Annotated in this window: 20 protein-coding genes, 2 tRNA genes and 2 pseudogenes; 10 read left to right on the top strand and 14 right to left on the bottom strand. The window is 65.9% G+C overall.

From position 1 onward, the window contains the following. Positions 1-16: 16 nt before the first annotated feature. Positions 17-691, bottom strand: coding sequence for a helix-turn-helix domain-containing protein (locus ASG92_RS21495; protein ID WP_056633149.1), 675 nt, complete (start codon positions 689-691; stop codon positions 17-19). A 90-nt stretch (positions 692-781) separates the two neighbouring features. Between ASG92_RS21495 and ASG92_RS21490 the strand changes: the two genes are divergently transcribed. After that, entirely contained in the window at positions 782-1198 is a 417-nt protein-coding gene (locus ASG92_RS21490) for a hypothetical protein (protein ID WP_056633146.1), read from the top strand. 58 nt (positions 1199-1256) lie between these two features. Here ASG92_RS21490 and ASG92_RS21485 read toward each other — a convergent pair whose 3' ends face one another. Beyond that, the gene (locus ASG92_RS21485; protein WP_056633145.1) at positions 1257-1943 is read right to left on the bottom strand and encodes a hypothetical protein; all 687 of its coding nucleotides are present in this window, start codon (positions 1941-1943) and stop codon (positions 1257-1259) included. Positions 1944-2314: 371 nt separating this feature from the next. Here ASG92_RS21485 and ASG92_RS21480 point away from each other — a divergent pair, with 371 nt between their 5' ends. The 5 genes from ASG92_RS21480 to ASG92_RS21460 all read left to right on the top strand — a co-directional run bounded on the left by ASG92_RS21480 (position 2315) and on the right by ASG92_RS21460 (position 6293). Further along, complete coding sequence (locus ASG92_RS21480) at positions 2315-3262, top strand: J domain-containing protein (protein WP_056633142.1); 948 nt, start codon at positions 2315-2317, stop codon at positions 3260-3262. A 45-nt stretch (positions 3263-3307) separates the two neighbouring features. Further along, a complete protein-coding gene (locus ASG92_RS21475; RefSeq protein ID WP_056633139.1) occupies positions 3308-3775 on the top strand; it encodes a tRNA (cytidine(34)-2'-O)-methyltransferase in 468 nt (155 codons plus the stop codon). Between the two features lie 250 nt (positions 3776-4025). Beyond that, positions 4026-4631 (top strand): sigma-70 family RNA polymerase sigma factor, encoded by a 606-nt coding sequence (locus ASG92_RS21470; protein WP_056633136.1) that lies wholly within the window; start codon positions 4026-4028, stop codon positions 4629-4631. 1 nt (position 4632) lies between these two features. Next, positions 4633-5478, top strand: coding sequence for an anti-sigma factor (locus ASG92_RS21465; RefSeq protein WP_056633133.1), 846 nt, complete (start codon positions 4633-4635; stop codon positions 5476-5478). 41 nt (positions 5479-5519) lie between these two features. After that, positions 5520-6293, top strand: a complete 774-nt coding sequence (locus ASG92_RS21460) for a MerR family transcriptional regulator (RefSeq protein ID WP_056633130.1) — start codon at positions 5520-5522, stop codon at positions 6291-6293. Between the two features lie 25 nt (positions 6294-6318). Here ASG92_RS21460 and ASG92_RS21455 read toward each other — a convergent pair whose 3' ends face one another. The 7 genes and pseudogenes from ASG92_RS21455 to ASG92_RS21430 form a co-directional block, all read right to left on the bottom strand. Further along, positions 6319-7731 carry a gluconate:H+ symporter gene (locus ASG92_RS21455; RefSeq protein ID WP_240987244.1) on the bottom strand — a complete coding sequence of 471 codons (1413 nt, stop codon included), beginning with the start codon at positions 7729-7731 and terminating at the stop codon, positions 6319-6321. A gap of 9 nt (positions 7732-7740) precedes the next feature. Continuing rightward, positions 7741-8280 (bottom strand): gluconokinase, encoded by a 540-nt coding sequence (locus tag ASG92_RS21450; RefSeq protein WP_056633129.1) that lies wholly within the window; start codon positions 8278-8280, stop codon positions 7741-7743. A gap of 73 nt (positions 8281-8353) precedes the next feature. Continuing rightward, on the bottom strand, positions 8354-9133 hold the full coding sequence (locus ASG92_RS21445; RefSeq protein WP_056633125.1) for a PIG-L deacetylase family protein: 780 nt from the start codon (positions 9131-9133) through the stop codon (positions 8354-8356). A 4-nt stretch (positions 9134-9137) separates the two neighbouring features. Next, the gene (locus ASG92_RS21440) at positions 9138-10091 is read right to left on the bottom strand and encodes an electron transfer flavoprotein subunit alpha/FixB family protein (protein WP_056633124.1); all 954 of its coding nucleotides are present in this window, start codon (positions 10089-10091) and stop codon (positions 9138-9140) included. A 15-nt stretch (positions 10092-10106) separates the two neighbouring features. Next, positions 10107-10907, bottom strand: coding sequence for an electron transfer flavoprotein subunit beta/FixA family protein (locus ASG92_RS21435; RefSeq protein WP_056633120.1), 801 nt, complete (start codon positions 10905-10907; stop codon positions 10107-10109). A gap of 140 nt (positions 10908-11047) precedes the next feature. Then, a pseudogene (locus ASG92_RS28630) lies at positions 11048-11113 on the bottom strand (D-erythrulose-4-phosphate isomerase 1); the annotation flags it as partial. Between the two features lie 11 nt (positions 11114-11124). Continuing rightward, positions 11125-12804 carry a trypsin-like peptidase domain-containing protein gene (locus ASG92_RS21430; protein ID WP_056633118.1) on the bottom strand — a complete coding sequence of 560 codons (1680 nt, stop codon included), beginning with the start codon at positions 12802-12804 and terminating at the stop codon, positions 11125-11127. Positions 12805-13126: 322 nt separating this feature from the next. Between ASG92_RS21430 and ASG92_RS21425 the strand changes: the two genes are divergently transcribed. From ASG92_RS21425 to ASG92_RS27710, 3 genes and pseudogenes are all read left to right on the top strand, one after another. Then, the gene (locus ASG92_RS21425) at positions 13127-15157 is read left to right on the top strand and encodes a TPM domain-containing protein (protein ID WP_056633115.1); all 2031 of its coding nucleotides are present in this window, start codon (positions 13127-13129) and stop codon (positions 15155-15157) included. A 124-nt stretch (positions 15158-15281) separates the two neighbouring features. Continuing rightward, on the top strand, positions 15282-16076 hold the full coding sequence (locus tag ASG92_RS21420; RefSeq protein ID WP_056633112.1) for a PspA/IM30 family protein: 795 nt from the start codon (positions 15282-15284) through the stop codon (positions 16074-16076). A 100-nt stretch (positions 16077-16176) separates the two neighbouring features. After that, positions 16177-16879: pseudogene (locus ASG92_RS27710) on the top strand (deoxyribodipyrimidine photo-lyase); the annotation flags it as partial. 9 nt (positions 16880-16888) lie between these two features. On the opposite strand, the gene ASG92_RS21410 reads toward ASG92_RS27710, so the two are convergent. From ASG92_RS21410 to ASG92_RS21390, 5 genes are all read right to left on the bottom strand, one after another. Next, the gene (locus ASG92_RS21410) at positions 16889-17824 is read right to left on the bottom strand and encodes a cytochrome b/b6 domain-containing protein (RefSeq protein WP_056633106.1); all 936 of its coding nucleotides are present in this window, start codon (positions 17822-17824) and stop codon (positions 16889-16891) included. Between the two features lie 165 nt (positions 17825-17989). Continuing rightward, positions 17990-18066, bottom strand: a tRNA-Met gene (locus ASG92_RS21405). 143 nt (positions 18067-18209) lie between these two features. Next, a tRNA-Met gene (locus ASG92_RS21400) sits at positions 18210-18283 on the bottom strand. Between the two features lie 254 nt (positions 18284-18537). Further along, complete coding sequence (locus tag ASG92_RS21395) at positions 18538-21465, bottom strand: UPF0182 family protein (protein WP_157372373.1); 2928 nt, start codon at positions 21463-21465, stop codon at positions 18538-18540. 240 nt (positions 21466-21705) lie between these two features. Next, positions 21706-22857 (bottom strand): S16 family serine protease, encoded by a 1152-nt coding sequence (locus tag ASG92_RS21390; protein WP_056633100.1) that lies wholly within the window; start codon positions 22855-22857, stop codon positions 21706-21708. A gap of 222 nt (positions 22858-23079) precedes the next feature. Here ASG92_RS21390 and ASG92_RS21385 point away from each other — a divergent pair, with 222 nt between their 5' ends. Continuing rightward, entirely contained in the window at positions 23080-24510 is a 1431-nt protein-coding gene (locus ASG92_RS21385; RefSeq protein WP_056633097.1) for a zinc-dependent metalloprotease, read from the top strand. Positions 24511-24566: the final 56 nt, after the last annotated feature.

The following is a 24566-nucleotide window of genomic DNA, read 5'->3' as shown; positions in this document are numbered from 1 at the left end:
CGTGGCCTGAGCACAGCTACGGGCGGATCCGGGCGCAGCAGCGTCCGGCGGTCCTGTCCTCTTCCACCTTGTCTTCAGGCACGCCGCAGGCCGCGGCGGCCCCGCTCAGGAAGGCGCCGTTCATCGCGCACACCACGTCTGCGTGCCCGTCCGCCAGCCGGTGGAAGGGACAGTTCATCAGGACGAGTCCGCCGTTGCCGTCCGGCGCGGGCCTGTACCCGATCCCGGTGAGCAGGTCCTCGAATGACCCTCCCCCGCCGGCAGAAGCGCGGCCGCGGGAGTAGGACGTGGCGACCAGCGCTTCCCGGACAGGCCCCCCGCCGGACATCGATTCTTCGATTGCGGAGGCCATGAGCTCGCCGGCCAGGTCATAGCTCCGCTCCGGGACCGACGCCCCCACTTCCTCCAGCGCCGGGCGGTAAAGCTTCGCCGGCCGGCCCGAGCCCGGGCCGCCTTTCCCGCCAAGCTTTCTGAACTCAACGGCAAGCAGACCCTCGCGGACCAGCCTGTCCAGGTGGAACGACGCGGTGCTTCTCGGCAGGTCCAAGGCTTCCGCGGCGTCGTCGCGTCCCACCGCGGAGGCCGATGCAGCGACGAATTCGAAGAGCCGCCGCCGGGTGTCATCCCCCAGAGACGCGAGGGCGGCGAGGCGGCCTGCCCACGAAAGCCTGGTGCTCGGTTGACGGGTCATGACTCAAGCGTATCTCTAAAAACAAGATTCGTTGCTAAAGAAGCCCTGCGAGGTCTAAAATCAAGATATCCACTTTTAGAAGGAGCAATCATGAAAACCACAGCATTGAAGGAACGCGGACGCACGGAAACACTGGCTCCGGAAACGGTCCGGCAGGCGTTCCTTCTCCTCCGCACCGTCTTCACGGTGGCCCCCGTCCTGTTCGGCCTGGACAAGTTCACCAACGTGCTCACGGACTGGACAAGCTACCTCGCGCCGGTCGTGACGTCCGTGGTGCCGCTGCCCGGGCAGACCATCATGTACGCCGTCGGCGTTATCGAAATACTCGCCGGACTGCTGGTCGCGTTCCGCCCGCGGATCGGTTCACTGGTCGTCGCAGCCTGGCTGTTCGGGATCATTGTGAACCTGTTGATCCTCGGCAATTTCTACGACGTAGCCCTGCGGGACTTCGGACTGCTCGTGGGCGCACTGGCCCTCAACCGGCTCGCCACAGCGGCAAAACGGTAACGGCAGCGCAGCCCCAACATGCGGACAACGGCCGGCATGCGCCGGCCGGCGCGTGCCGCTAATCCGGCGGCGGAACGACGGTCAGCCAGCGCTCGACGTCGGCCCTTGCGGCGGCGAGCGCCGGAGCCGACGGGCATGAGACCGATACATACACGGAGGAACCGGCCGTTCCGAAAACCCTTGCCAGCACAACGGCGGCCCTGCCCGCGGGCCGGGCCGCCCGCTCAAGGACAAGGACGTCCACCGTCGGCCCGTGCTTGTCCGGTTCCCCGCCCCAGCGCAGCGCCGCAGGTTTGAGATATTTAGGCAGAATGGTCGGGTCGAGGTAGGCGAACAGCCCGGCCGTGGATTCCCGGTCATCAGCCTTGACCAGCGGCCACTGGTTCACGCGGACTTTCGCCGCAGCCTGGCAGCCGTCGGACTTCAGATAGAGGTTTGTGCCGCCTGCGTTGCTCCCCGACCGCCTCCACCCCGGCGCATCCGCCAGGCCCTCCGACAGACCCACGGGAACGCCGCGGGCGAGCATGGTCCCGGCGGAAAAAGACATATTGCGGGCGGCGACCGCCGCGGCGTCGTGGCCCGGAGTGATGGTGGGAGTGGCGGGCTGCCGGGTGGAAGGCACCGTGGCCGGGACAGCCGGATCGGGTATCCCCACGCTGCAACCTCCGAGGAACGCCACAGCCGCCGCTGCGGCCACGGCCTGCAGCCCGCAACGGCGGATTCCACTCCGGGTTGGGGCTGGCATACACACCTCACTACTAGGCTCACGGAACTACTGGACTTCCGGACGTTTTGACGCCGGGCAGCAACCGGGACGCCCGTTAGGCACCCACTGGACACCCGGCCAGGCCGGACCCGGTCTCCGGAAAAGTCTAGACGTCCGGCCTGCCCCGCCTGATCGCCTGGCACACGGCGTGCCGGCCGGGCCGGGGAGCACTCCTGCGATCAGGACGCATGGAATCCATTCGACGGTGCCTTCATCCGCACTCCGGCAGCCACGCACCGGGAACCCGGGGCACGACCCCGGACGTTGTCTGACTAGCCCGGCGAACCGGCCGATATGCTGGGCAGACAGGCTGCAAGACTGCGCTGGCAACGACAACCGAAGGACCGTGCTTGACCGAGGGCAGCAGTTCCCATTACGAGGTACTCCGCGTCGCCGTGACTGCCACGGAAAAGGAGATCAAGGTGGCCTACCGCCGGGCCGCCCGCGCCTCCCACCCCGATCACGGCGGCGACGCCGCAACCTTCCGGCAGGTCACGTTGGCCTACGAAACGCTGATCGACCCCCGGCGACGGGCAGCCTACGACCGCTCCTATGCGGGCGGGCCGCGCCACCGGAACCCGGCGGGCGCCGACGAGGCGCACTTCGACGCTCCGGCCGCCGGCAGCCATGCCTCCGCCACGATCCACCGGCCCGGGACTCCCCGGAATACCTCGGGTGACGCACCGGTCTATGTGCCGCCCTTTGACGTTCCGGGCACCGTGCCGCTGATCCCGCTCGGTCTGGCCAGCCAACAGATCCATGGGATGCCCAGGAAACGCGGCATCTTCGGTGCGGAAGCCAGGATCCAGCGCGAGATGCGTACCGTTCAGCTGATCGACCGGCAGGTTCTCCCGGCCATCCCGGCGGCCCGCCTGATCAATGGACTCCAGTCACCTGCCGACAACAGCCACATCGACCACGCCCTGCTCTCCGGCTACCGGCTGGCGCTGATCGGATCCATGCTCCTGCCCAAGGGTGCCTACGCGTGGGACGGCAACACACTGAACCACGGCGGCAGGTCCATCGCTCCCCCGCAGCTCGCCCCTGTGGTCAGGCGCATGCAGGACATTTTTCCGGAACTGAATGTGACCGGATGGACCGTGGTCCATAGCCCGGACGGCAACCTGCATGAACCGGTCATCGATCACCACCGCCGGTCCCGTGGCGCATCGGACGTGGTGCAGGTGGTCAATGCAGCGGGGCTGGCGAGGGGCCTCAAACAGTTCCTGGCCGGGGGCCCGGCGCCCAATACCGTCAATGTGCCCGTGCTGGCCAGGCTGCTCAGGGGCATGCACTGACGGACGTGCGTCCGACGGCATTTTCCCCGGCGATAGGATGGAACCGTGTTCCGCATCCTCTTCCACACCCCTGAAATCCCCGGCAATACCGGCAACGCCATCCGCCTTGCCGCCATCACCGGTGCCGAGCTCCACCTGGTGGAACCGCTGGGCTTCGACTTCTCCGACGCCAAGCTGCGCCGCGCCGGCCTGGACTACCACGACCTCGCGGTGGTGACGGTCCATCGTGACATTGAGGCCGCCTGGGAAGCCCTGCAGCCCGAGAGGGTCTTCGCCTTCACTTCCGACGGCGAGGTGTCCTACGCGGACGTTTCCTACCGGCCAGGGGACGTCCTTCTCTTCGGCCCGGAGTCGGTGGGCCTGCCGGAACAGTTGAAGTACGATCCCCATGTCACGTCCAGGGTCCGGCTCCCCATGCTGCCGTCGCTGCGTTCCCTGAATCTGGCCAACGCCGCATCGATCGCTGTGTACGAGGCCTGGCGCCAGCAGGGCTTCGCCGGCGCCCAGCTCTGACCGGGAGGTCCCGGGCGCATGCCCCAGTAACCGTGCCTAAGTAGGCGTGCCGTCGTAATTGCCTGACCGCACCAGCCATCCGGACGCGCTCCGGCGCCGAATCACTCCTGAGCAAATCCCCGGGAATGAGGAGCGGCAGGTGAAACGAGTAAATGCGGGCAGGACGGCACTACGTTTTGCCCGGAACGACGGTGCCGTCTCCGGCTCGGGTGCTCAGCCATTGTCTTCCGGCGACCTATGCTTGACTGTGATGGAAACTCCCAATGCGCCGAACTTTGGCGCCCCAGCGCCGCCCGGCGCCGCCGTCGACCTTAACCGCCAGCTTGCAGCGTTGCTCGCGCGGATTGCCGGCGGCGACCAGGCGTCCTTTGCCGAGTTCTACCAGCTCACGTCGCGCCGCGTGTTCGGCATGGCCCGCAGGGTGCTGATCGATCCGGAACTGAGCGAGGACACGACGCAGGAGGTGTTCCTGCAGGTCTGGCAGAACGCCGCCAAATTCGATCCGGCCAGCGGCAGCCCGCTGGCATGGCTCATGACCATCTCGCACCGCCGCGCCGTGGACAAGGTCAGGTCGTCGCAGTCATCGACTGACCGTGAGGCCAAGTACGGTGCCAGCAGCCAGGACATAGACCACGATTCCGTGTCCGATGAGGTCGGCAGCAGGCTGGAGGCCGAGGCCGTGGTGCGCTGCCTCGAGACCTTGACCGAGACCCAGCAGGAATCCGTTCGGCTCGCCTATTACGGCGGCCTCACCTACCGCGAAGTCGCTGAAAAGCTCAACGCGGCCGTACCCACCATCAAGTCCCGCATCCGCGACGGACTGATCCGATTGAAGACCTGTCTGGGGGTGAGCTGAAATGACCGATACGAATGATGCACACGGCCGCCAGCTGCCCCGTGCCTTCGCTGCCGACATTTCCGCTGACCTGGCGGCGGGCCGCGCCGTCGAGCTCGCCGAAGTCTACGCGCTGGATGCCGTGAGTGACGCGGAACGCGAAGCCATCGAGGCCTATATCAACGCTGCTCCGGAGGCAGAGCGCCAGGCCTTCTACGAGCGCGTCCGCCAGGCCAGGGAAACACTGGCCGCCACGTTCACTGCCGAGGAGGAGCCGCCGGCAGACCTGTTCGACCGCATCGTGGCCCAGCTTCCGGCGCATCCGGCGAATGTCAGGAAGGACGCACCTGCCGGACCGGCGGCTGTGCCGCCCGTGACCGATCAGCTTTCCGCGGCCCGTGAACGCCGGGATGTCCGACGCCGGTCCGCCGGCATGCGGAACTGGCTGATCGGCGTTGCGGCTGCTGCCGTCATCGCGCTCGGAGGCGTTGGGGTCGGCGCTTATGTGGCCAACCAGAACGATCCGCTGACGCAGGTGCTCCAGGCGCAGGACGTGCGCCAGGCCACCGTCGAGGTCAGCGGCGGAGGGACAGCCATAGTGTCCATAGCGCCGTCGAAGGACGCGTTGGTAGTCCGCATGAAGGATGTCCCGCCTCCTCCCGAGGGCAAGGTGTACCAGATGTGGCTCATTCCGAAGGACGGCACATCGCCTGTGTCGCAGGGCCTGATGGATGCGGAGGCATTGTCGAAGCCCGCCGTGGTCAAGGGCATCCATTCGGCCGCCGCGCTCGGGATCACCGTGGAGCCCGCCGGCGGTTCCACAGCCCCCACGCTTCCCACGGTGGCATCCGCGACGCTTAACGCCTGAACACTTGACGTTGACGTAACGTCAACTTCTACGCTGGAGTCATGAAGCAGGAAGAAGTCCCCAGCTGGTCCATCGCCGAACTGGCGAAGCTGAGCAGGGTCTCTTCCAGGACCCTGCGGCACTATCACCAGCTGGGGCTGCTGGCGCCCGCATACACGGGGCACAACGGCTACCGCTATTACACGCGGACCGAGCTGTTGCGCCTGCAGCGGATCCTGCTTCTTCGTGAACTTGGCCTGGGGCTCGAAACCATCGGCGAGGTTCTGGACGGCCAGACTAACCAGCTGGATGCACTTGGCGTGCACCGGAAGTGGCTGCTGGCCGAACGCGACCGGCTGGACCGGATGGCCCGGACCGTCGAAGCAACCATTTCGGCACTGGAGCAAGGAGAAGCCATGTCCGGCGAAGACATATTCAAGGATTTCGACAGCAACCCGTACGAGGACGAGGCCCGCCAGCGGTGGGGCGACAAGGCCGTGGAGGACAGCAAGGCCCGGCACGCGGCAATGAGCGATGCCGAAAAGCGTAACTTTCTGGCTGAAGCCGAGGCGATCAACCAGGAGCTCGCCGACTGCCTCGACGCCGGCCTCCCGGCCGACGACGCGCGGGTGCAGGCCGCCGTCGAACGCCATTACCGGTGGATCTGCGTGAGCTGGACGCCCGATGCCCAGAGCTATGTGGGCCTGGGCCGGATGTACGCCGAGGACCCGCGGTTCACCGCCTTCTACGACAAAAGCCGCGCAGGCCTTGCCTCCTACCTGCTGGAGGGAATCAAGGTCTACGCGGCTTCACGCCTCAGCCCGGCAGCGGGCTGAGGCACGGCGGCACGCTACACGTCCGCTAAATCACCAGCGACAACAGCATCACGAAGCCGAAGCCGACCACCGAGATCAGCGTTTCCATGACGGACCACGTCTTGAACGTCTGGCCCACGGTCAGGCCGAAGAGCTCCTTGACCAGCCAGAACCCCGCGTCGTTGACGTGCGAGAGGAACAGCGACCCTGCGCCGATCGCCAGTGCCAGCAGTGCGGCGTGGGTGGGACTCAGCGAGCCGGCCAGCGGTGCGACGATTCCGGCCGCCGTGACCGTGGCCACCGTCGCGGAGCCGGTGGCCAGCCGCAGCGCAACGGCCACGATGAAGCCGAGGACCAGCACCGACATGTTGGTGCCTTCGGCCCACTTCTTGACGGCATCGCCTACGCCCGCGCCGATCAGGGTCTGCTTGAAGCCGCCGCCCGCGCCCACAATGAGCAGGATGGCCGCGATGGGCCCGAGGCTCGCGCCGATCTTGGACGTGATCCGGTTTCCGGTGAAGCCCACGGCGTAGCCGAAGGTGAGGATGGCCAGGAGCACTGCGAGGGTCATGGCCACGAGTGGCTGGCCGGCGAAGTCGAAGAAGATCCGGACCGGCGGCGCCGTTTGGACGTCCGGCCAGACGATGTCCACGACCGCCTTGGCGAGCATCAGCACGACCGGGAAGATGATGGTCAGCAGCGTGACGAGGAACGTGGGCTGGCGCTTGACGCCGGTCGTGTCCGCGCCGTGTTCCGTGTCGATGCCGCCTGCAACCGCCGGCGCGCCGACGGGCACCCATTTGGCGGCCAGCCTGGAAAACAGCGGCCCGCAGATGATGACGGTGGGAATGGCCACCAGCAGGCCCAGTGCCAGCGTGGTGCCAAGCTCGGCCTTGACGGCGCTAATGGCGATCAACGGGCCCGGGTGCGGAGGCACGAGGCCATGGAGCACGGACAGGCCGGCCAGCGCGGGAATGGCAATGCGCATCAAGGGCATGCGGGAGCGCTGCGTAACCAGCACCACCACGGGGAGCAGCAGCACCAGGCCGATCTCGAAGAACATCGGCAACCCGATGATCACGGCCACGAGCGTGATGGACCAGACCACCTTGTTGCCGCTTGCCTTCTCGAGCAGGGTGTCCACCACCCGGTTGGCCCCGCCGGAGTCTGCCAGGAGCTTGCCCAGCATGGCGCCCAGGGCGATCAGCAGCCCGACCTCCTTGAGGACGCCGCCCACCCCTTCTTCGAAGTTGGTGATGATCTTGGGCAGTTCCACGCCGGATGCCAGGCCCACGAAGGCCGAGCCCAGCACGAGCGCGAGGAACGGGTGCAGCTTGAGCTTGGCGATCAGCACCACGATGAGGGCAATGCCGAGGCCAGCCACGACCAGCAGCTGGGTGTCGTGGCCTGTCCAGCCTTCGACGGCAGCAGGAAGCTGCGTTGCAATGCGAGAGTTCAAGATGAATTCCTAGTTCTGATCCGGAGCGGCGGTGGCGGCTGCGAGATTCAGTCGTTCAATGATTTCCTGGGCCTCTTCGGCCGGAGTGGCAGAGACGCACAGGGAGATGTAGTTCTCATCCTCGGTGGGCTCTTCCAGTGCCTCGAACTGCGATTCGAGCAGGGCCGGAGGCATGAAGTGTCCGTGCCGGGAGGCAAGCCTGCCCGAGATATTGTCCTTGCTGCCCTGGAGAAAAACGAACACCACGTTCTCGCCGCGAAGAATGTCGCGGTACCGCTTCTTAAGTGCCGAGCATGTAATGACGCCCGGAGTCCCTGATTCGGTGTGTTGCCGGATCCAGTCCGCAATGGTTTCCAGCCAGGGCCACCGGTCCTCGTCGGTCAGCGGCTCCCCCGCCTGCATCTTGGCCACGTTCCGCTCCGGGTGCAGGTCGTCGCCTTCGGCGAGATCCCATCCGAGCCTGCCGGCAACAACGCCGGCCACTGTCGATTTTCCGGATCCTGAGACGCCCATGATCACCAGAACCGGCTGCTGTGCAGTCTTCGCCATCAAAGTCTGCCTTCCTGAATAAATATGATTTAAACAGAGGCAAGCATATGGCAGGCATTACATTGAGGCAATCCTAGAAGCCGGCGATCGTGCCCGGCCCGTTGATTGTTACGACGTGGAACGCCTCCGCGCTCCGCCCGTCCGGGAAGCCCGCGCGCCGCGCGTTCACGCGCATTCCGTTCCGCACGGCTGCTTCCATGGCCTCGACGTCGGGGTGCTGGCTGACATGGACGTGGATCGCCGCGAGCTTGCTGTCCACATGCTCCGTGACGTCGATGAAGTGGTTTTCGCGTTCCTCCGGCCCGGCATAGAGCCACAGCCACGGCACTTTGTAGGCCTGCAGGCCGGATTCGGCGAGCTCCGGATACGCGTAGGGGTTTTCCACGGCCGGGTAGACGGCCCGGGTCACCGCTTCCCCGACCGCCAGGTGGTCCGGGTGGCTCTTCTGGATGCGGTTCCAGTTGCGTTCCGGATGCATGGAAAGCACGACGTCGGGGCGGATTTCTCGGATCAGCTTCACCACTCCCCACATCACCTGGTGGTTCGGTTCCAGGAACCCGTCCCGCTCATGGAGGTAGTGGATGTCGGTGACGCCGACGAGAGCGGCGGCACGCTCCTGCTCTGCGGCCCTCATGGCGATGATTTCGGCCCGGTGGGCCGGATCGAAACCGCCGGCATCGCCGTCGGTCATGATGCAGTAGCTCACCTCGACGCCGGCCGCCGTCCACGCGGCGATGGTCCCGGCAGCGCCAAAGTCGATGTCGTCCGGATGGGCTGCGAAACAGAGCACCCGCTCAACCCGGTGCTTGTCCGGGTTGAACGGGCTCTGTGCTGGAGCAGCATGGGAGGTCAAGGACTCAGCCCTTGCGCTTCTTGATTTCTTCCGTCGCCTGCGGCAGGACCTGGAAGAGGTCACCGACGATGCCGAAGTCAGCGATTTCAAAGACGGGCGATTCCGCGTCCTTGTTCACGGCCACGATCACCTTCGCCGTCTGCATGCCGGCCTTCTGCTGGATGGCGCCTGAGATGCCTGCCGAAATGTACAGCTGCGGAGAGACGGTCTTGCCGGTCTGGCCCACCTGGGCATCGTGGCTGATCCAGCCGGCGTCCGTTGCCGCACGCGATGCGCCGACGGCCGCACCCAGCGCGTCTGCCAGCTCCTCGACCGGGCCGAAGTCGCCGTCGAGACCGCGTCCGCCGGCCACCACGATCCGCGCATCGGTGAGGTCCGGGCGGCCGCTGGCGGCCTTCGGCTCCCGGGCCGTGATGCGCGCTGCCGAAGCGGTTGCGTCGGCAGGCACGTCAACCGTCACCGTTTCCGGGACGCTGGGCGCCGCGGCCGGCTCCGGCGTCACGCTGTTCGCCTTGACAGTCAGCACGGTGTGCGGGGTGGTCGCCTTGGCCGCGGTGTTGTACGAGCCGGCCAGCACCGATTTGTGGGCGGTGCCGTCAGCGTCGACCGCAACGACGTCGGTGATGACGCCCGCGCCCAGCCGGACGCCCAGCCTCGCGGCGATTTCCTTGCCCTCGGGTGAATTTTCCACGAGGACGGTGGTGGCTCCGGACGCGTTCACGGCCTCAGCCAGGTAAGCGGCCTTGGGCGCCACGAGATAGTCATCAAGGTCCTGCGCGGAGGGCCGGTAGACGGCAACGGCCCCGTGCGCACCGAGGGCGGCTGCGACGCCGTCGTGCAGTTCGCCGTTGAGAGCCACGGCCGTCTCCCCCAGGGAGCGCGCGATGGTGAGGAGTTCAAGGCTGCTCTTCTTCAGAGCCTGGCCCGGGTTGTCAATGAATACCAGTACGTTTGCCATGTTGTGTGATCCCTCTTAGAGCAGCTTCTGGGCGGCCAGGAAGTCAACCAGCTTGATGCCGGCGTCGCCTTCGTCCGTGATGATCGTCCCTGCGGTGCGCGGCGGGCGTTCCTCGGCCGAGGTCACCGTGGTCCAGGATCCGGCGTGGCCCACCTGGGAGGGATCGACTCCAACGTCCGCCAGCGACAGCGTGGTGATGCTCTTGCGCTTGGCCGCGATGATGCCCTTGAAGTTGGGGTAGCGCGGCTCGTTGATCTGGTCCGTCACCGACACCACTGCCGGCAGGGGGGCTTCGACCGTCTCCGAGTGCGTGTCGGCGTCGCGGCGGGCCGTGATGCGTCCCGAGTCAACGTCCAGGGAAGACGCGAAGGTCACCTGGGGCAGCCCGAGGCGCTCGGCGAGCTGGGCCGGAACGAGTGACGTTTCGCCGTCGGTGGATGCCATGCCGGTCAGGACCAGGTCCACCGGGCCGTCCGCGCCGATGCGGCGGATCGCGGCCGCGAGCGCCAGCGAGGTGGCGGCAGCGTCCGAACCCGCGAGTGCGTCGTCCGTGAGGTGGACGCCCTCGGACGCGCCGATCTGGAGGGACTTCTTGATGGCGTTCACGGCGCCGGCCGGGCCCATGCTGAGGGCGATGACCTTGTTGCCCGCCTTGCTTCCGCCGCGCGCCTCGGTGAGCTGCAGGGCGGCTTCCAGTGCATATTCATCCAGCTCGGACAGAATGCTCTCATCGCGGTCCGTGGTGTGGCCCTCGCCGCTGAGGTGCCGGTCAAACTGCGCGTCCGGCACATGCTTGACCAGGACGATGATCTTCAATGTCTCTTCCACTGTATTTACAGCAGCCTTCCATGCTTGTGGATAGCCAGCCGGGTGAGGTCATGGCCGCGGAACGCCCGGGATACGGGTAGCTCCTAGCTAACCATATAGGGGCGGCCCGATGCCGCCCCGTTAACGCCGACCTGGGCGTTGTTGCTCAGGACGGAGCGTTCCACGGAGTAGCTGTCGTGTGCGGTGACGGCACGGTTTGCCAGCGCTACTGCTCTGCGGCTGCGCCGAGCGTCACGTCCAGCTGCTGTTCGCGGCCGTTCCGCTGGATGGTGATCTTGACCGTTGAGCCGGCCGCCTGTTCACGCACCGCTGCCGTGAGCTGGTTCGGGTCGCTGATGGCGAGGTCGTTGAAGCGCGTCACGACGTCGCCGGCCCGGATGCCTGCCTTGGCCGCCGCGGAACCCTGCTCCACCGTGTCGACATCCGCGCCCACGGAGAAGCCGGATGCCGAGGCCGCCTTCGGCTTGACGCTGACGCCCAGCTGGCCATGGGTCGCCTTGCCGTTGTCAATGATCTCCTGGGCCACCCGCTTGGCGTTGTTGATCGGGATGCTGAAGCCCACCCCGATGTTGCCCGTTCCGGTCGCCGCGGAGCTGCCGCCGGCCGACGCGATGGCGACGTTCACGCCGATCACCTCGCCCTTGCTGTTCACCAGGGCGCCGCCGGAGTTGCCCGGGTTGATCGCGGCGTCAGTCTGGATGACGTTGATGGAAATGGATCCCTTGCTCGCTGAGCTTTGGCCCTGCCCCTGCCCCGGCGGCGCGAACTCGAAGCCCTGGCCGCCGCCCTGGGAATTGTCAGCGCCGTCCTTGGGCGCTGCCGAGGATGCGACGCTGATGGTCCGGTTAAGCGTGGAGACGATGCCGTCCGTCACCGTGCCCGTGAGGCCCAGAGGGGAGCCGATAGCCACTGCGGTGTCGCCGACGTTCAGCTTGCCCGAATCACCGAGCGTGGCCGGCGTAAGCCCTGAAGGGTTGTCCACCTTGATGACGGCCAGGTCCGAGAGGGGGTCGGTACCGATGACTTTTGCCGTCAATACGCGGCCGTCGTACGTGCGGATTTCAATATCCGCGCTGGCGGCCGTGCCGTCAAGGGTCACCACGTGGGTGTTGGTGAGAATGTGGCCCTGGTCGTCGAGGATGACGCCCGAGCCAGTGCCGCCCTCGCTGCCGTTCGTGGCCTTGATCGTCACAACGCTCGGCGATGCCTTGAGGGCAGCGGCCGTGATGGCGTTGACGTCATCCTTGTTATTGACGATCACGGTCCCGGGCTGGCTGCCGCTGCTCACAGCCGGCGCAGTCCCGGCGACGAAGAGATTGCCGGCACCGACCGTTGCCACGCCGCCGCCGACGAGCCCTGCGGCGAGGATGCTGGCCACGAGGGTGCCCACACCGAAGCTGGCCTTGCGCTTGGGCGCGTTGGCCCGGTTGTCATGAAGGGCGGAGTGGGCGCCATGCTGGGCATACGGCGACTGATTGGGCTGGCCGGGGTCCCCGGGATGCGGGGCGGACGCGAACTGCTGGGTTGCGGGCCCGGACTGGTACCCGTAGAAAGGAGCGTGCTGGGGGTACACGGGACGCGGTCCGTTGAAGGGCTCGTTCTGCGGGTGGCCTTGGCCATCCCCCGGGGCGTCCTGGGCCGGCCGGTCCAGCCGCATGGTGGGGTAGTCAGAGCCGGCCCGCTGGGCATCATGGCCGCCCACACTATCGCGGTCCGCATTATTGCGGTCCAGGGGCTCGGTGGGGTTTTCCCCGTAGTTTCCCGCCGGCTGGCGTGCCTGAGATTGGAGACCCTCCTCGCGCGCAGCCGGAGCCGTGGGATCAGCGGGCCGCCCTGCAGGATCTCGGTTCTCAGGTGCTGCGCCCGGCACTGGGTTCTCAGTCATTGGACTTCCTTTCATCCTCGTCTGTATTAACTATGGACGATTCGACTGAAACTAAAATCGATGTTTGCTGGGAGGTTCCTGAATGCGTACCCCGGACACCCTCCCAAGGGCGCGCCGTGCCGCCTGCCGGCGCGTCCCCGTGGCTCTTTAGCGCGTTTCGCTGGTGGCATATTCCCCGCTGTGGACGGCCCCATTGGTGCACCATAGAATCAAGAAGAATTGCCACAGCGACCTGCGGCTTTACACCTGGCGTGGGGGCGCTGCTGCGTTCTGAGACGACTGTTTCATCCTGAATCAGTCGCAGGCGTGCTGAAGGGTTGCCATGCGGTCAATGTTGAAACGTGTTCTCGCCGTAATCGGTCTGGCTGGAATGCTCGCGCTCCCTGCCACAGCAGCCTGGGCTGAAGATCCGGTAACCATCCCGTCCGGCCAGAACATAGTAGATAATGCGAATGTCCTGGGCAGCCGCAAGGGTGAAGTCCAGGATGCCATCCAGAAGCTCCTCAAGGACCACAAGTACAACCTGTACGTGGTCACAGTGAACTCCTTTGAAAACCCTGCAAAGCCCGCGGACTGGGGCAAGGCTGTCGCCGACCAGAAGGGCATGGGCAGGGCTGACGTCCTCCTTGCCATCTCAACCGCCGGCCAGTACTACTTCGCCCCGAACTCGGCGAGTGCCATTGCCTCAAAGACCGGGGCAATCTCACAAAACGCGGTCGCAGCCAACCTGGCCGGCGGCAAGAAGGACTATGCACAGGCTGCCATTGACACCGCGGCAGCCGTTGGTGACGCGGCCAGCGGCGGGAGCGGCACCGTTCCGTCCGGCGGCGCCGGTACTGCTGTTCTCGTGGGCGTCGGAGTCGTGGCTGCTGGCGGCGCGGGAACATATCTCTACCTCCGGAACCGGCGGAAGAAGGCCCAGGCGTCCAGCGCGAGCTACGGCCCGCAGGGTGCCGAGCTTGATCCCCTTGCTTCGTTGAGTGTGGACGAACTCCGCAGGAAGAGCGGCTCACTCCTGATCGAAGCTGACGACGCCATCAAGTCCAGCGAACAGGAGCTCGGCTTCGCAGAGGCGCAGTACGGTGAATCCGCCGTCGGCAACTTCACCAGGGCGCTCCAGGAGGCCAAGGCGCACATGTCCGAGTCCTTCAAGCTGCAGCAGCAGCTGGATGACCACATTCCTGACACCGAGGAGCAGCAGCGCAGCTGGCTGGGCGAGATCATCCGCCGCTCCGAGGCAGCCCTGGCATCACTCCAGGAGCAGAAGGCCGACTTCGACTCGCTCCGCGAACTGGAAAAGAACGCGCCGCAGGCCTTGGCCGCCGTCAACGCCGGGGCAATCGACGCTGACGCCAAAATAGCGAAGGCTGAACGGACGCTGGCTGAGCTGCGCGGCAAGTACGCCGACAGCGCGCTCGTCCAGGTGGCGGACAACATCACCCAGGCCAAGGAGCGCCTCGCCTTCGTGCAGAACGCCGGCACCACCGCCCGCGAAAAGCTGGAAGCGGGAGAGGGAAGCCTCGCCGCCGTGGCCGTCCGCGCTGCCGAAGAGAGCCTGCACCAGACCAATGTGCTCCTGGACGCCATTTCCAAGGTTGCCGGCAGCCTGGACGAGGCCCGGCAGGGACTCGAATCCGCCGTTGTGGACACGTCCCAGGACCTGGCCCAGGCGAGGGCCATGATCCAGACCGGCGCGCACCCGGAGCTTTCCGGCCCTGTGGCCGGGGTGGAAGCGGCACTGGCTCAGGTGAAGAGTGAAATCCAAGGCGGCAAGATTGACCCGATTGCCACCCTCGAAAGGGTGGAGACGGCGCACCGCTCCCTTGATCAGGCCCTGAGCGGTATCCGTGACCAGCAGGAGCAGGCGCGCCGCGCCCAGGCTTCCCTGCAGCAGACCATCATGTCTGCACAGGCGCAGATCAGCGCGACCTCGGATTACATCACGGCCAGGCGCGGCGGGGTGGGGACCGAAGCCCGCACCCGGCTGGCGGAGGCCCAGCGCAACCTCGATTACGCGCTGTCCATCTCGCGCAATGATCCCGTCACTGCGCTGACGTACGCGCAGCAGGCGCACGCCCTCGCAGCCCAGGCCGCCCAACTGGCCCAGTCCGACGTCGACAGTTTCGGCGGTTATGCCAACCAGGGCTACGGCAGGAACAGCATGTTCGGCGGCGGCGGAGGCGGCGGCCTCGGCGGTGCCATCCTTGGCGGAATCCTCATCAACTCCATCCTGAACGGCGGCAGCGGCTGGGGCGGCGGTCACAGCGACGGCGGCGGCTGGGGCGGCGACTCGGGTGGCGGCGGCGACTTCGGCGGCGGTGATTTCGGCGGCGGTGACTCCGGCAGTTTCTAGCCGGCAGCGAGAGCCAGGAACCAAAGACTAAGCGCCGGGCCGGTGATCCGGCCGGCGGATAGAAGCGGTATCAACTGTTCACTGAATTCAGTGGGACACACTGAGCAGGACGAAAGGTAACACCATGAAGCAGTCCATTTTCGGCCGCATGGCGCAGCTGGCAAAAGCCAACATCAACTCGTTGCTGGACCAGGCCGAGGACCCGCAGAAGATGCTGGACCAGATGGTCCGCGACTACACCAACAACATTGCGGAAGCCGAAGCTGCGGTGGCCCAGACCATCGGAAACCTGCGCATGCTTCAGGACGACTACAACGAAGACATCAAGAACGCCCAGGACTGGGGCAACAAGGCCTTGGCGGCGTCGCGCAAAGCCGATGAGTACCGCGCCGGCGGCGACGCGGCCGACGCCCAGAAATTCGACAACCTGGCGAAGGTTGCCCTGCAGCGCCAGATGTCCTCTGAGAACGAGGCAAGGGCCGCTGAGCCCAATATCGCGTCCCAGTCCGAGGTGGTGGACCGGCTCAAGACCGGCCTGGACCAGATGAAGGGGAAGCTGAACCAGCTCACCAGCAAGCGCAACGAGCTCGTGGCCCGTTCGAAGACGGCTGCCGCACAGTCCCAGGTCCACGATGCCCTCAAGAGCATCGACTTCATGGACCCCACCAGCGAAGTCGGGCGTTTTGAGGAGAAAATCCGGCGCGAGGAGGCCAAGGTCCGCGGCCAGCAGGAGCTCGCGGCGTCGAGCCTTGACGCCCAGTTCAACCAGCTCGAGGATCTCGGCGAGCAGACGGAAATCGAGGCCCGCCTGGCGGCCCTGAAGTCCGGAGGTTCCAAGCCGGCCATCGGCGCGTCAGCCGCCTCCGCGGGTTCAGCGTCGGGCTCGACCGTCGAAGAGGCTGACTTCGACAAGCTCTAACCCGCTCTCATGAGCTAACCGGAATGAGGTCGGGGTCCCCAGGACCCCGGCCTTCGCCATGCCCGCGGCATGTAGCGTCGAGCCATGGCTTCCACGATTGTCTGGCTCCGCTCTCTCGGCGGACCTGGAAGCGAGGGGATCACGGCTGCTGCTCCGCCGCGGGGGCGCCGCCTCCGTCATCCGGGAACTGGTGGAGCAGACCGGTGCCGGGGCGGTCTTTTGGAACAGACGCTACGGGCTGCCGGAGCGCACACTGGACGCAGGCGTCAAGGAGTGGGCCACCGCGGTGGGCATCGACGCCACCAGCCACCAGGCGAACCTGCTGTTCGAGCCGTGGACGGTCCGGACGGGCACTGGCGGACCCTTCTGGAGTTCCTGCCTGGCCGGGGCTGGAGCGGCGGCCTCGCGGCCACCTGGATGCCCGGAGAGGGCGCCCGCCGGCGGCTTGAGGATTTCCTGGACGGACCGGTCGAAGAATACGGGACCGGACGGGACGTGCCCGGGGTCGAGGGCACCAGCCGGCTTTTCCCGCATCTTCGCTTCGGCGAGATCAGTCCGTTCCGGATCTGGCACGCGCTCCGCGAACGCTTCCCGCGGCACGCTCCTCCCGACGTCGGTATTTTTCGAAGCGAGCTCGGCTGGCGTGAGTTCTGCTGGCCGACTGGCGCCTGGGTGAGGCATGGTTCTGGGACACGCTCGTGGACGCCGACGCCGCAAGCAATCCGGCCAACTGGCAGTGGGTGGCGGGCTCCGGCGCGGACGCTTCGCCCTATTTCCGGATTTTCAATCCGGTGACACAGAGTGTCCTAGGATCAGCGGCTGGTGACCTTGCCCATGAGGGAAGCGATGGGACGCAGGAAGAGCGGCCGTGCCAGGAACCACGCACCGATCATCACCGCCACGGACGCGGCGAAGATCCAGAAACCCACCCAGCTCACGTCGTCGCTTCCGCCGTACATGTGGTTGAGGTTCCGCAGCGCGCCGGTGGCCAGGACCAGGAACACGTGGACAACGATGAACGCCACGAAGTAGATCATCACGGGGAAGTGCACTGCCCTGGCGGCCTCGATCGGGTAGGCCTTGTTGAGGGCCGCAGCTTTCTTGGGCCAGGCGCTGGACGTCCGCAGGCCCGTGATGAAGGCCAGCGGGGCGGCGATGAATACGGTCACGAAGTACGTCAGCAGCTGCAGGGCGTTGTAGTTGACCCAGCCGTTTTCCGTGGGCCAGTTCAGCGACGCGTACTGCAGCACGGCGGAAGCTGCATTCGGGAAAACGTCCCAGCTGGTGGGCACGATCCGCATCCATTGCCCGGTGGCGAACAGCAGGACCGCGAAAACCAGTCCGTTCAGGATCCAGAGCGCATCCAGGGTCAGGTGGAACCACAGTTCCAGGCTGATTTTCGTGGGGGCGGTCTTCGTCCGGATGAGGCCCTTGTTGTTGCGGGTCCAGTAGCCGCCCGGGCGCGTTGTGGTCCGCACCTGCCAGCCGGTGCGGATGATGAGCAGGAGGAAGAAGGCGTTCAGGAAGTGCTGCCACGCCAGCCACGCGGGGAAGCCGACGGGAGCACCGGCCGGCAGTTCCGAATGCCCCGGGTAGTCCGCCAGGAAGGACCGGACGGCAGGCAGGCCGGTCAGCCACTTGGCGAGCAGGACCACCAGCACCATGGCCACAAGCGCAGCGGGCACCGCCCAGTAGAGCCTGGACCGCTTGCCCTTCGAAGTGCCGGACTTGTTCTTCGTTGTGGACATCGAACTACATTCCTCTCGAGAATGACTGACCAGTGTGGGCGCCGCGCGCCGGCCAGGAATTCCGGGCCCTGCGAAAGAGAATACTAGGAACTGCTAGCACTTGGACAAAACGGACCGCCAAAGCAAGAGGCCCCGACCGGATAATCCCCGGTCAGGGCCTCTTTCTGGTTGCGGGGACAGGATTTGAACCTGTGACCTCTGGGTTATGAGCCCAGCGAGCTACCGAACTGCTCCACCCCGCGTCGCTTGACTAACACTACCCTACTTTTGCCGGCGCTCCCGCCACCCCGTCCCCTGAGTGACCTCGCCCCGCATTCCAATCCGGACAGCTCGCCGGAAACAGCAAAAAACCCGGACCACCTTGTGATCCGGGTTCTTTCTTCAGTTGCGGGGACAGGATTTGAACCTGTGACCTCTGGGTTATGAGCCCAGCGAGCTACCGAACTGCTCCACCCCGCGTCGCAATAACAACTCTACCGTCCGGTGAACGGGAGGCCAAATCGAAGCGACGTGATCTGCGTCTCCGGCCCATGAAGGGACCGCTGCCCCCGCCCCGCAGCCCGCTGCCCGGCACGCCGCAAGCGCAGGGCTCCGGGCAACGGCAGCGGGGGCGGGGAATGCGAAGAGCCGGCCCCGCGCCCCCGTTCTGGGGGCGCGGGACCGGCTTCCTCACGTGGCGCGTGCTGACCGTTAGGGTGCTGCCGGCTCGGCCGTCAGCTGCTCGGCGTCGGCGCCGGAGTGGCGGACGGTGACGTCGGAGTGCTGGCCGTGCCGGCGCCGGGGATCCTTGCCTCGGCGTCGAGCGCCTTCTTCAACGCCGCCGCCAGCTTCTTCTGCTGTTCGCCGTAGGCTGCGAAGTCGCCCTTCGCCAAAGCCTCCTGGCCGGCCTTGATGGCTGCGTTGGCTTCGTCCAGGGCGGCCTTCAGGGCGGCCTTGGCATCTGTTCCGCCCGCCGCAGGAGGCGTCGTGCCCGGCGGAGTGGGCGTCTGCCCGCTGTTGGCGAAGTCACCGGCCGTGGCGCCGGATCGGCCGCCGAACAGCTGGTTGAGCGCCTCGTCCAGGGTCGGGGCGAAGCCGATTTTGTCGCCAAAGGCCACCAGCACCCGCTGCAGCGTCGGGTAGGAAGTCTCACCCGTGGACTTGAGATAGACAGGCTGGATGTACAGCATGCCGCCACCCGCAGGCAGCGTCAGCAGGTTGCCGTTCAGCACGTCAGAGGCACCCTGCCGCAGCAGGTTCAGTGCCTGCGACACCGTCGGATCAGAGTTGAACTTGTTCTGTGCCTGACCGGGGCCCGGAATCTGGGCCTCCGGCGGAACCTGCAGGAGCCTGAGCTCGCCGTATGAATCCGCCTTAACGCCCTTCTTATTCCCGGCGTCCGAATCGGCGGCCAGGAATCCGTAGAGCACGTTGCGGGCATTCCCGTCCACCACCTGGGGAATGTAGGCCGACGTCAGCTGGAACGCCGGCTTCTTCTGGTCCGGCATCTGCAGGGACATGTAGAACGGCGGCTGCTTGACCGCATCCGAAACGGTGGGATCGTTGGGAACGCTCCAGGCGTCGTCGTTCTTGTAGAAGCTCACGGGGTCCGTCACGTGGTACCGCCCCAGGAGCTCACGCTGGACCTTGAACAGGTCCTCCGGGTAGCGGACGTGGCTCATGACGGCCGCCGACATCTCCGAGTAGGGCTTGAGCGAGGTGGGGAAGATCTTCTGCCAGGCCTTCAGGAGCGGATCCTGATCGTCCCAGGCGTAGAGCGTGACGGAGCCGTCGTAGGCATCCACCGTTGCCTTGACGGAGTTGCGGATGTAGTTCACCGAGCTGTTGGGGAGCGCCACGTTGCGTCCTGCAGTGGTCTGCGAGTCCGTGGTGGCGGCCGACAGCTGTTCCTGCTGGGAATAGGGGTAGTACTGACTCGTGGTGTAACCGTCAACTATCCACTTGACCCGGCCGTCAACAACCGCCGGGTAGGCGTTCCCGTCGACGGTCAGGTAAGGCGCCACTTTCTGCACGCGTTCACGGGGATTGCGTTCGTACAGGATCTGCGAGGCTCCGTTCACGCCGTCGGAAAGCAGGAGGTCCGAGGACTGGAACTTGATCGAGTACAGGACCCGGTTGAAGAAGCTGCCGACGTTCGGGCCGCCGTTCCCGGTAAAGGTGTACTGCGTCTCGCCGCCCTCCTTGGAGACAGGACGATCCTGTTCACGGAACGGCGCGCCCTCCGGCGCTCCCACTATCGAGTACTCCGGAGAGTCCTCGCCGAAGTAGATTCGCGGTTCGTAGGTTTTGTCGTTGCCGAGGACACCCGTGGACGGGATGCCGGACTGCAGGAACTCCGGTTTGCCGTCGACCGTGAACTTGTTGCCTTTCGCGGCCACCACGCCGTAGCCGTGGGTGTAAACGATGTGGCGGTTCAGCCAGGACTGCTGGTCCGGGCTAAGGCCTTCCGGGTTCAGCTCGCGCACCGCAATGACGGTGTCCTGCACCTTGCCGTTGACCTCGTACCGGTCCACGTTCAATGCTTTGGGGAACTGGTAGTACGGACGGAACTGCTCAAGCTGCGAAAAGGCATCCGAAATCAGGTTCGGATCCAGGAGCCGGATATTGGCAGTGGTCTGGGCGTCCGGCGCCAGCGCTCCGGCCGTGGTGGTGGTGGTGGCGTTGTACCGCTCCACCTTGACCTGGTCGAGGCCGTAGGCTGCCCGGGTCATGCCGATGTTGCGTTCGATGTACTCCTTCTCCAGAGTTTGCTCCGACGGACGGACCTGGAACTGCTGGATGACCCAGGGGTAGACGCCGCCGGCCAGGATGGAGGTGATGACCAGCATCGCCGTGCCGATGACGGGCAGCCGCCACTTTCCGATGATTGCCGCCAAGATGTAGAGGATGGCGACGAGGATAGCTGCGACGGCCAGGATGGCCTTCGTGGGAATGACGGCGTTGACGTCCGTGTACAACGCGCCCGCCCACCGGCCGCCGCTGTTCTGCACGGCGGCGTAGCGGTCCAGCCAGAAGTTGACGCCGAGGAGGATCAGGAACGACGCGCCCGTCACGGCGAGATGGATCTGGGCGGCGCGGCTCGTGAAGATGCCGCGCTCCATGATGCGGATGCTTCCGTAGAGGTAGTGCGTCAGGATGCCGGCGATGCCGGCCACGATTGCCACGCTGATCAGGAATCCGGTGACGAAGCCCAGGAACGGCAGCGTCATCAGGTAAAAACCGATATCCAGCCCGAACGCGGGATCGTTGTGGCCGAAGGGCTCCTGGTTGAAGAACAGAAGGACCTTCTGCCACTGGCTGGAGGCCGCGCTGCCAGCGAAGAGCCCGAACAGCACGGGAAGTCCGATCATGACCACGCGGCGCACGGGCTCCAGCTGGGCCTGGTACCGGTTGAGGTTGTCGCGGATTTCGGAGTCCGGAGCATAGACCGGCCGGGCGTGATAGGCGATCCGGATGGCGTAGAAAACGCCGGCGAACATGATGGCGAAACCAGCGGCAAAGATGCCGATCCTGGCGAGGTTTTCCGTAAGGAACACTTCGAAGAAGCCAAGCTGCTGGTACCAGAGGACGTCCGTCCACACGTTGGCGAAGAAAATGAATCCGACGACAACCAGCGCTACGACAATGAGCGTCGGCGTCAAGGCACCGCGCCTTGGCTGGAGTCTTCCGGGCGGGGTGGGGCTGGCAGGACGGGACAAACTCTGTACCTCATAGCTTTGTCAGTTGCTGATCTTATTTTAAGTTTTCAGGTAACAGCATGCACAGTGCTGAGCGCCCGTGGGCGCGCCGCACCTGTCAGCTTGCGCGGTCCGGCGCCCCGCGTGGCAACGGCTGTCAATTACTGCCACGAGTGAAGCCGGGCCATAGTTCCTAGATTTAGTCTAGTTGTTAGCGCAGGCCGGAAGACCCGATGTGTCGCCACCGGTTGCGGCCAGTTCAACCGCGCGACGCGCCTCATCCAGGTTCTCCACTTTGACCACCTGGAGGCCCTCCGGAATATGCCCTGCGACCTCGGCGCAGTTCGCCGCGGGGGCGAGGAACATCGTGGCACCGGCGTCGCGCGCGCCGTGCATCTTCACGGCCACTCCCCCGATGGGCCCCACGGCGCCCTCGGGGGTGATGGTTCCGGTCCCGGCAATGTGTTTGCCTCCGGTGAGGTCTCCGGGCGTCACGGTATCGATGATTCCCAGGGCAAACATCATTCCGGCGCTGGGGCCGCCCACCTTGTCGAGGGAGATTTTCACGTCGAACGGGAAGGTAAATCGGTATTTGAGCAGAACGCCGAGGATGTACCGCCCCGATTCGCTCCGGGCCGGCGTCACCGTTTCCGTGACCTGCTTCCCGCCACGGTCCACGACGACGGCGGCCGGCTTGCCCTTGCCGGCGGCCAGTTCCTCCTGGATCACGGTCAGTGACGTGACCGCCTTGCCGTTGATCGAGGTGAAGACATCCCCTGCCTTGAGCTTGCCCGCGGCGGCAGAGCCGTCAGCGAGATCGGCGACCTCCAGTTTTTGCCCGTACGGGATGTCGAGTTCGTTCAGCGCCGAAGCCACGGCATTCTCCTGCGACGTGGCCATGGCCACCGCGCTCTCCTGCGCCGACTGTTCCTTGGTGACGCCCGTCGGGAAAATCAGTTCCTGCGGATAAACGGCCTTTGAACCGTCAAGCCATGCAGAAAAGGCCTCAAAAACGCTGACCGGACCATTGGGGCCGCCGTCCACGTAGACCGTGGTGAGGTCAAGGTTTCCCTTCGCCGGGAACGTGTCGTGCCCGGTGACACTGATGACAGGCTTGCCGTTGTCACTGGCCAGGGTGTTGAACGTGGGGCCGGGCGATTCCACAACGTACGGGACCGGCAGGACAGCGGCCGTCACGCCGAGTCCGAGGGCGAGGAGTCCGGAGAGCATCATGGTTGAGACCCGGGGGTCACGCGCCGCCTCGGGATTGCGGGCATCGCCCGCGCCGTCCGGTTCGCCGCCGCCCGTGGCAGCCGCGGACTCCTCTGAGGGCTGATCGCCCTTGGTAATCGTCACTGAAGGACCTCTCCGCGCCGCGTTGTACATCGCGGCACTGTGGCTGCAGCCAGGCGGACGGCCGTGGCACAGCCTGCAAATATTCCGACTTCTAACACTACGCGTCCGGGCCGGGCGAAAGCTCTTTGCCTACAGCGAACGGACCCTCTTTCGGCAGACAGCCGCCCGCCCGCGGGGTAGCGTGAAGGTTGATCAATAGTCACACCGACGATCGGCGGGATCATGACCTCCAACCCACTCAATCCGCCCAACGGCGACGAAAACCCGAAGGATCCGCTGGCAGAAATGCTGCAGAACCTCATGGGCGGCAAGGGCATGGGCGACATCGACCCCGCCGAACTGGCGAAAGCGGCCGGGCTCCCCGACGATCCCAACCTGCTGGCACAGATGTTTTCACAGGTGCAGGCCATGATGAGCGCCCCGTCCGAAGGTCCCGTCAACTGGAAACTGGCCCACGACAACGCCCGTCGCGTTGCCGCCAGCAGCTCAGATCCGTCGATCACGACGCCGCAGTCCCGCGAGGTGGACGAGGCACTGCGGCTTGCCGAGCTTTGGCTGGACCCGGTCACTGATCTGCCGGCGACGGGCCTGATCGGCCGCGCCTGGTCGCGCGCTGAGTGGGTCGAGGAGACCCTCGGCACCTGGAAGCGGCTCACGGAGCCGGTGGCCAACAGCATCGCGAACGCGCTGTCCAGCGCCATGACGGAGCAGATGCCGGAGGAAATGAAGTCCATGATGGGCGGCGCTTCGTCCATGCTGCAGAACATGGGCGGCGCCATCTTCGGCATGCAGCTGGGACAGGCCATCGGTGCACTGTCCGCCGAGGTGGTCAGTTCCACAGACATCGGCGTTCCGCTGGCCGACCTGGAAATGGCGCTGCTGCCGGGCAACGTGGCGAAGTTCGGCGAAGGGCTCAGCCTTCCGGAGAACGACATCCGGCTGTTCCTGGCTGTCCGCGAAGCCGCCCACGCCCGGCTGTTCGTCCAGGTTCCGTGGCTGCGGGGGCACCTGCTGGGTGCCATCGAGGCCTACGCCCGCGGCATCCACATCGACACGTCGCGGATTGAAGAGCTCGCCCGGGACCTCGACCCCAGCAACCCCGAGGGAATTCAGGAGGCCCTTTCACAGGGCGTCTTCATGCCCCAGCGGACGCCGGCGCAGGAGCAGGCGCTCCAGAAACTGGAGACCGCCCTGGCGCTGGTTGAGGGATGGGTTGACGAACTCACCGCCGCGGCGACCGAGAAGGTCCTCCCGTCCGCTGCTGCACTCCGCGAGACTGTCCGGCGCCGGCGCGCCACCGGCGGCCCTGCCGAACACGCCTTCGCCTCCTTGGTGGGACTGGAACTGCGCCCCCGGCGCCTCCGCGAGGCTGCAACGCTGTGGGCGTCACTGAAGGAAGAGCGCGGCATTGACGGCCGCGACGCCATCTGGAAGCACCCCGACCTGCTCCCCACGGCCGAGGACCTGGATGACCCCAAGGGATTCAGCGAACGCCGCAAGCTGGCCGAGGCCAGCGACAGCGAGGTGGACGACGCACTCATGAAGCTCCTGAACGGCGGCTTTGACACCCCCGAAGCCGGGCCTTCCGAGGACAGCGGCGCTGCGGAGGATGAGGGCCCCGGTGGCGAAGCTCCCGGCGCCAAGGACACGTAGGAGCGGCCGCGAAGGAACGGCCCAGGTTACGGATAACCCGGGTAACTGGCCCAGTA

Source organism: Arthrobacter sp. Soil736 (assembly GCF_001428005.1).
Taxonomy (GTDB): Bacteria; Actinomycetota; Actinomycetes; order Actinomycetales; family Micrococcaceae; genus Arthrobacter.
This window is presented reverse-complemented; position numbering and strand designations above follow the sequence as displayed.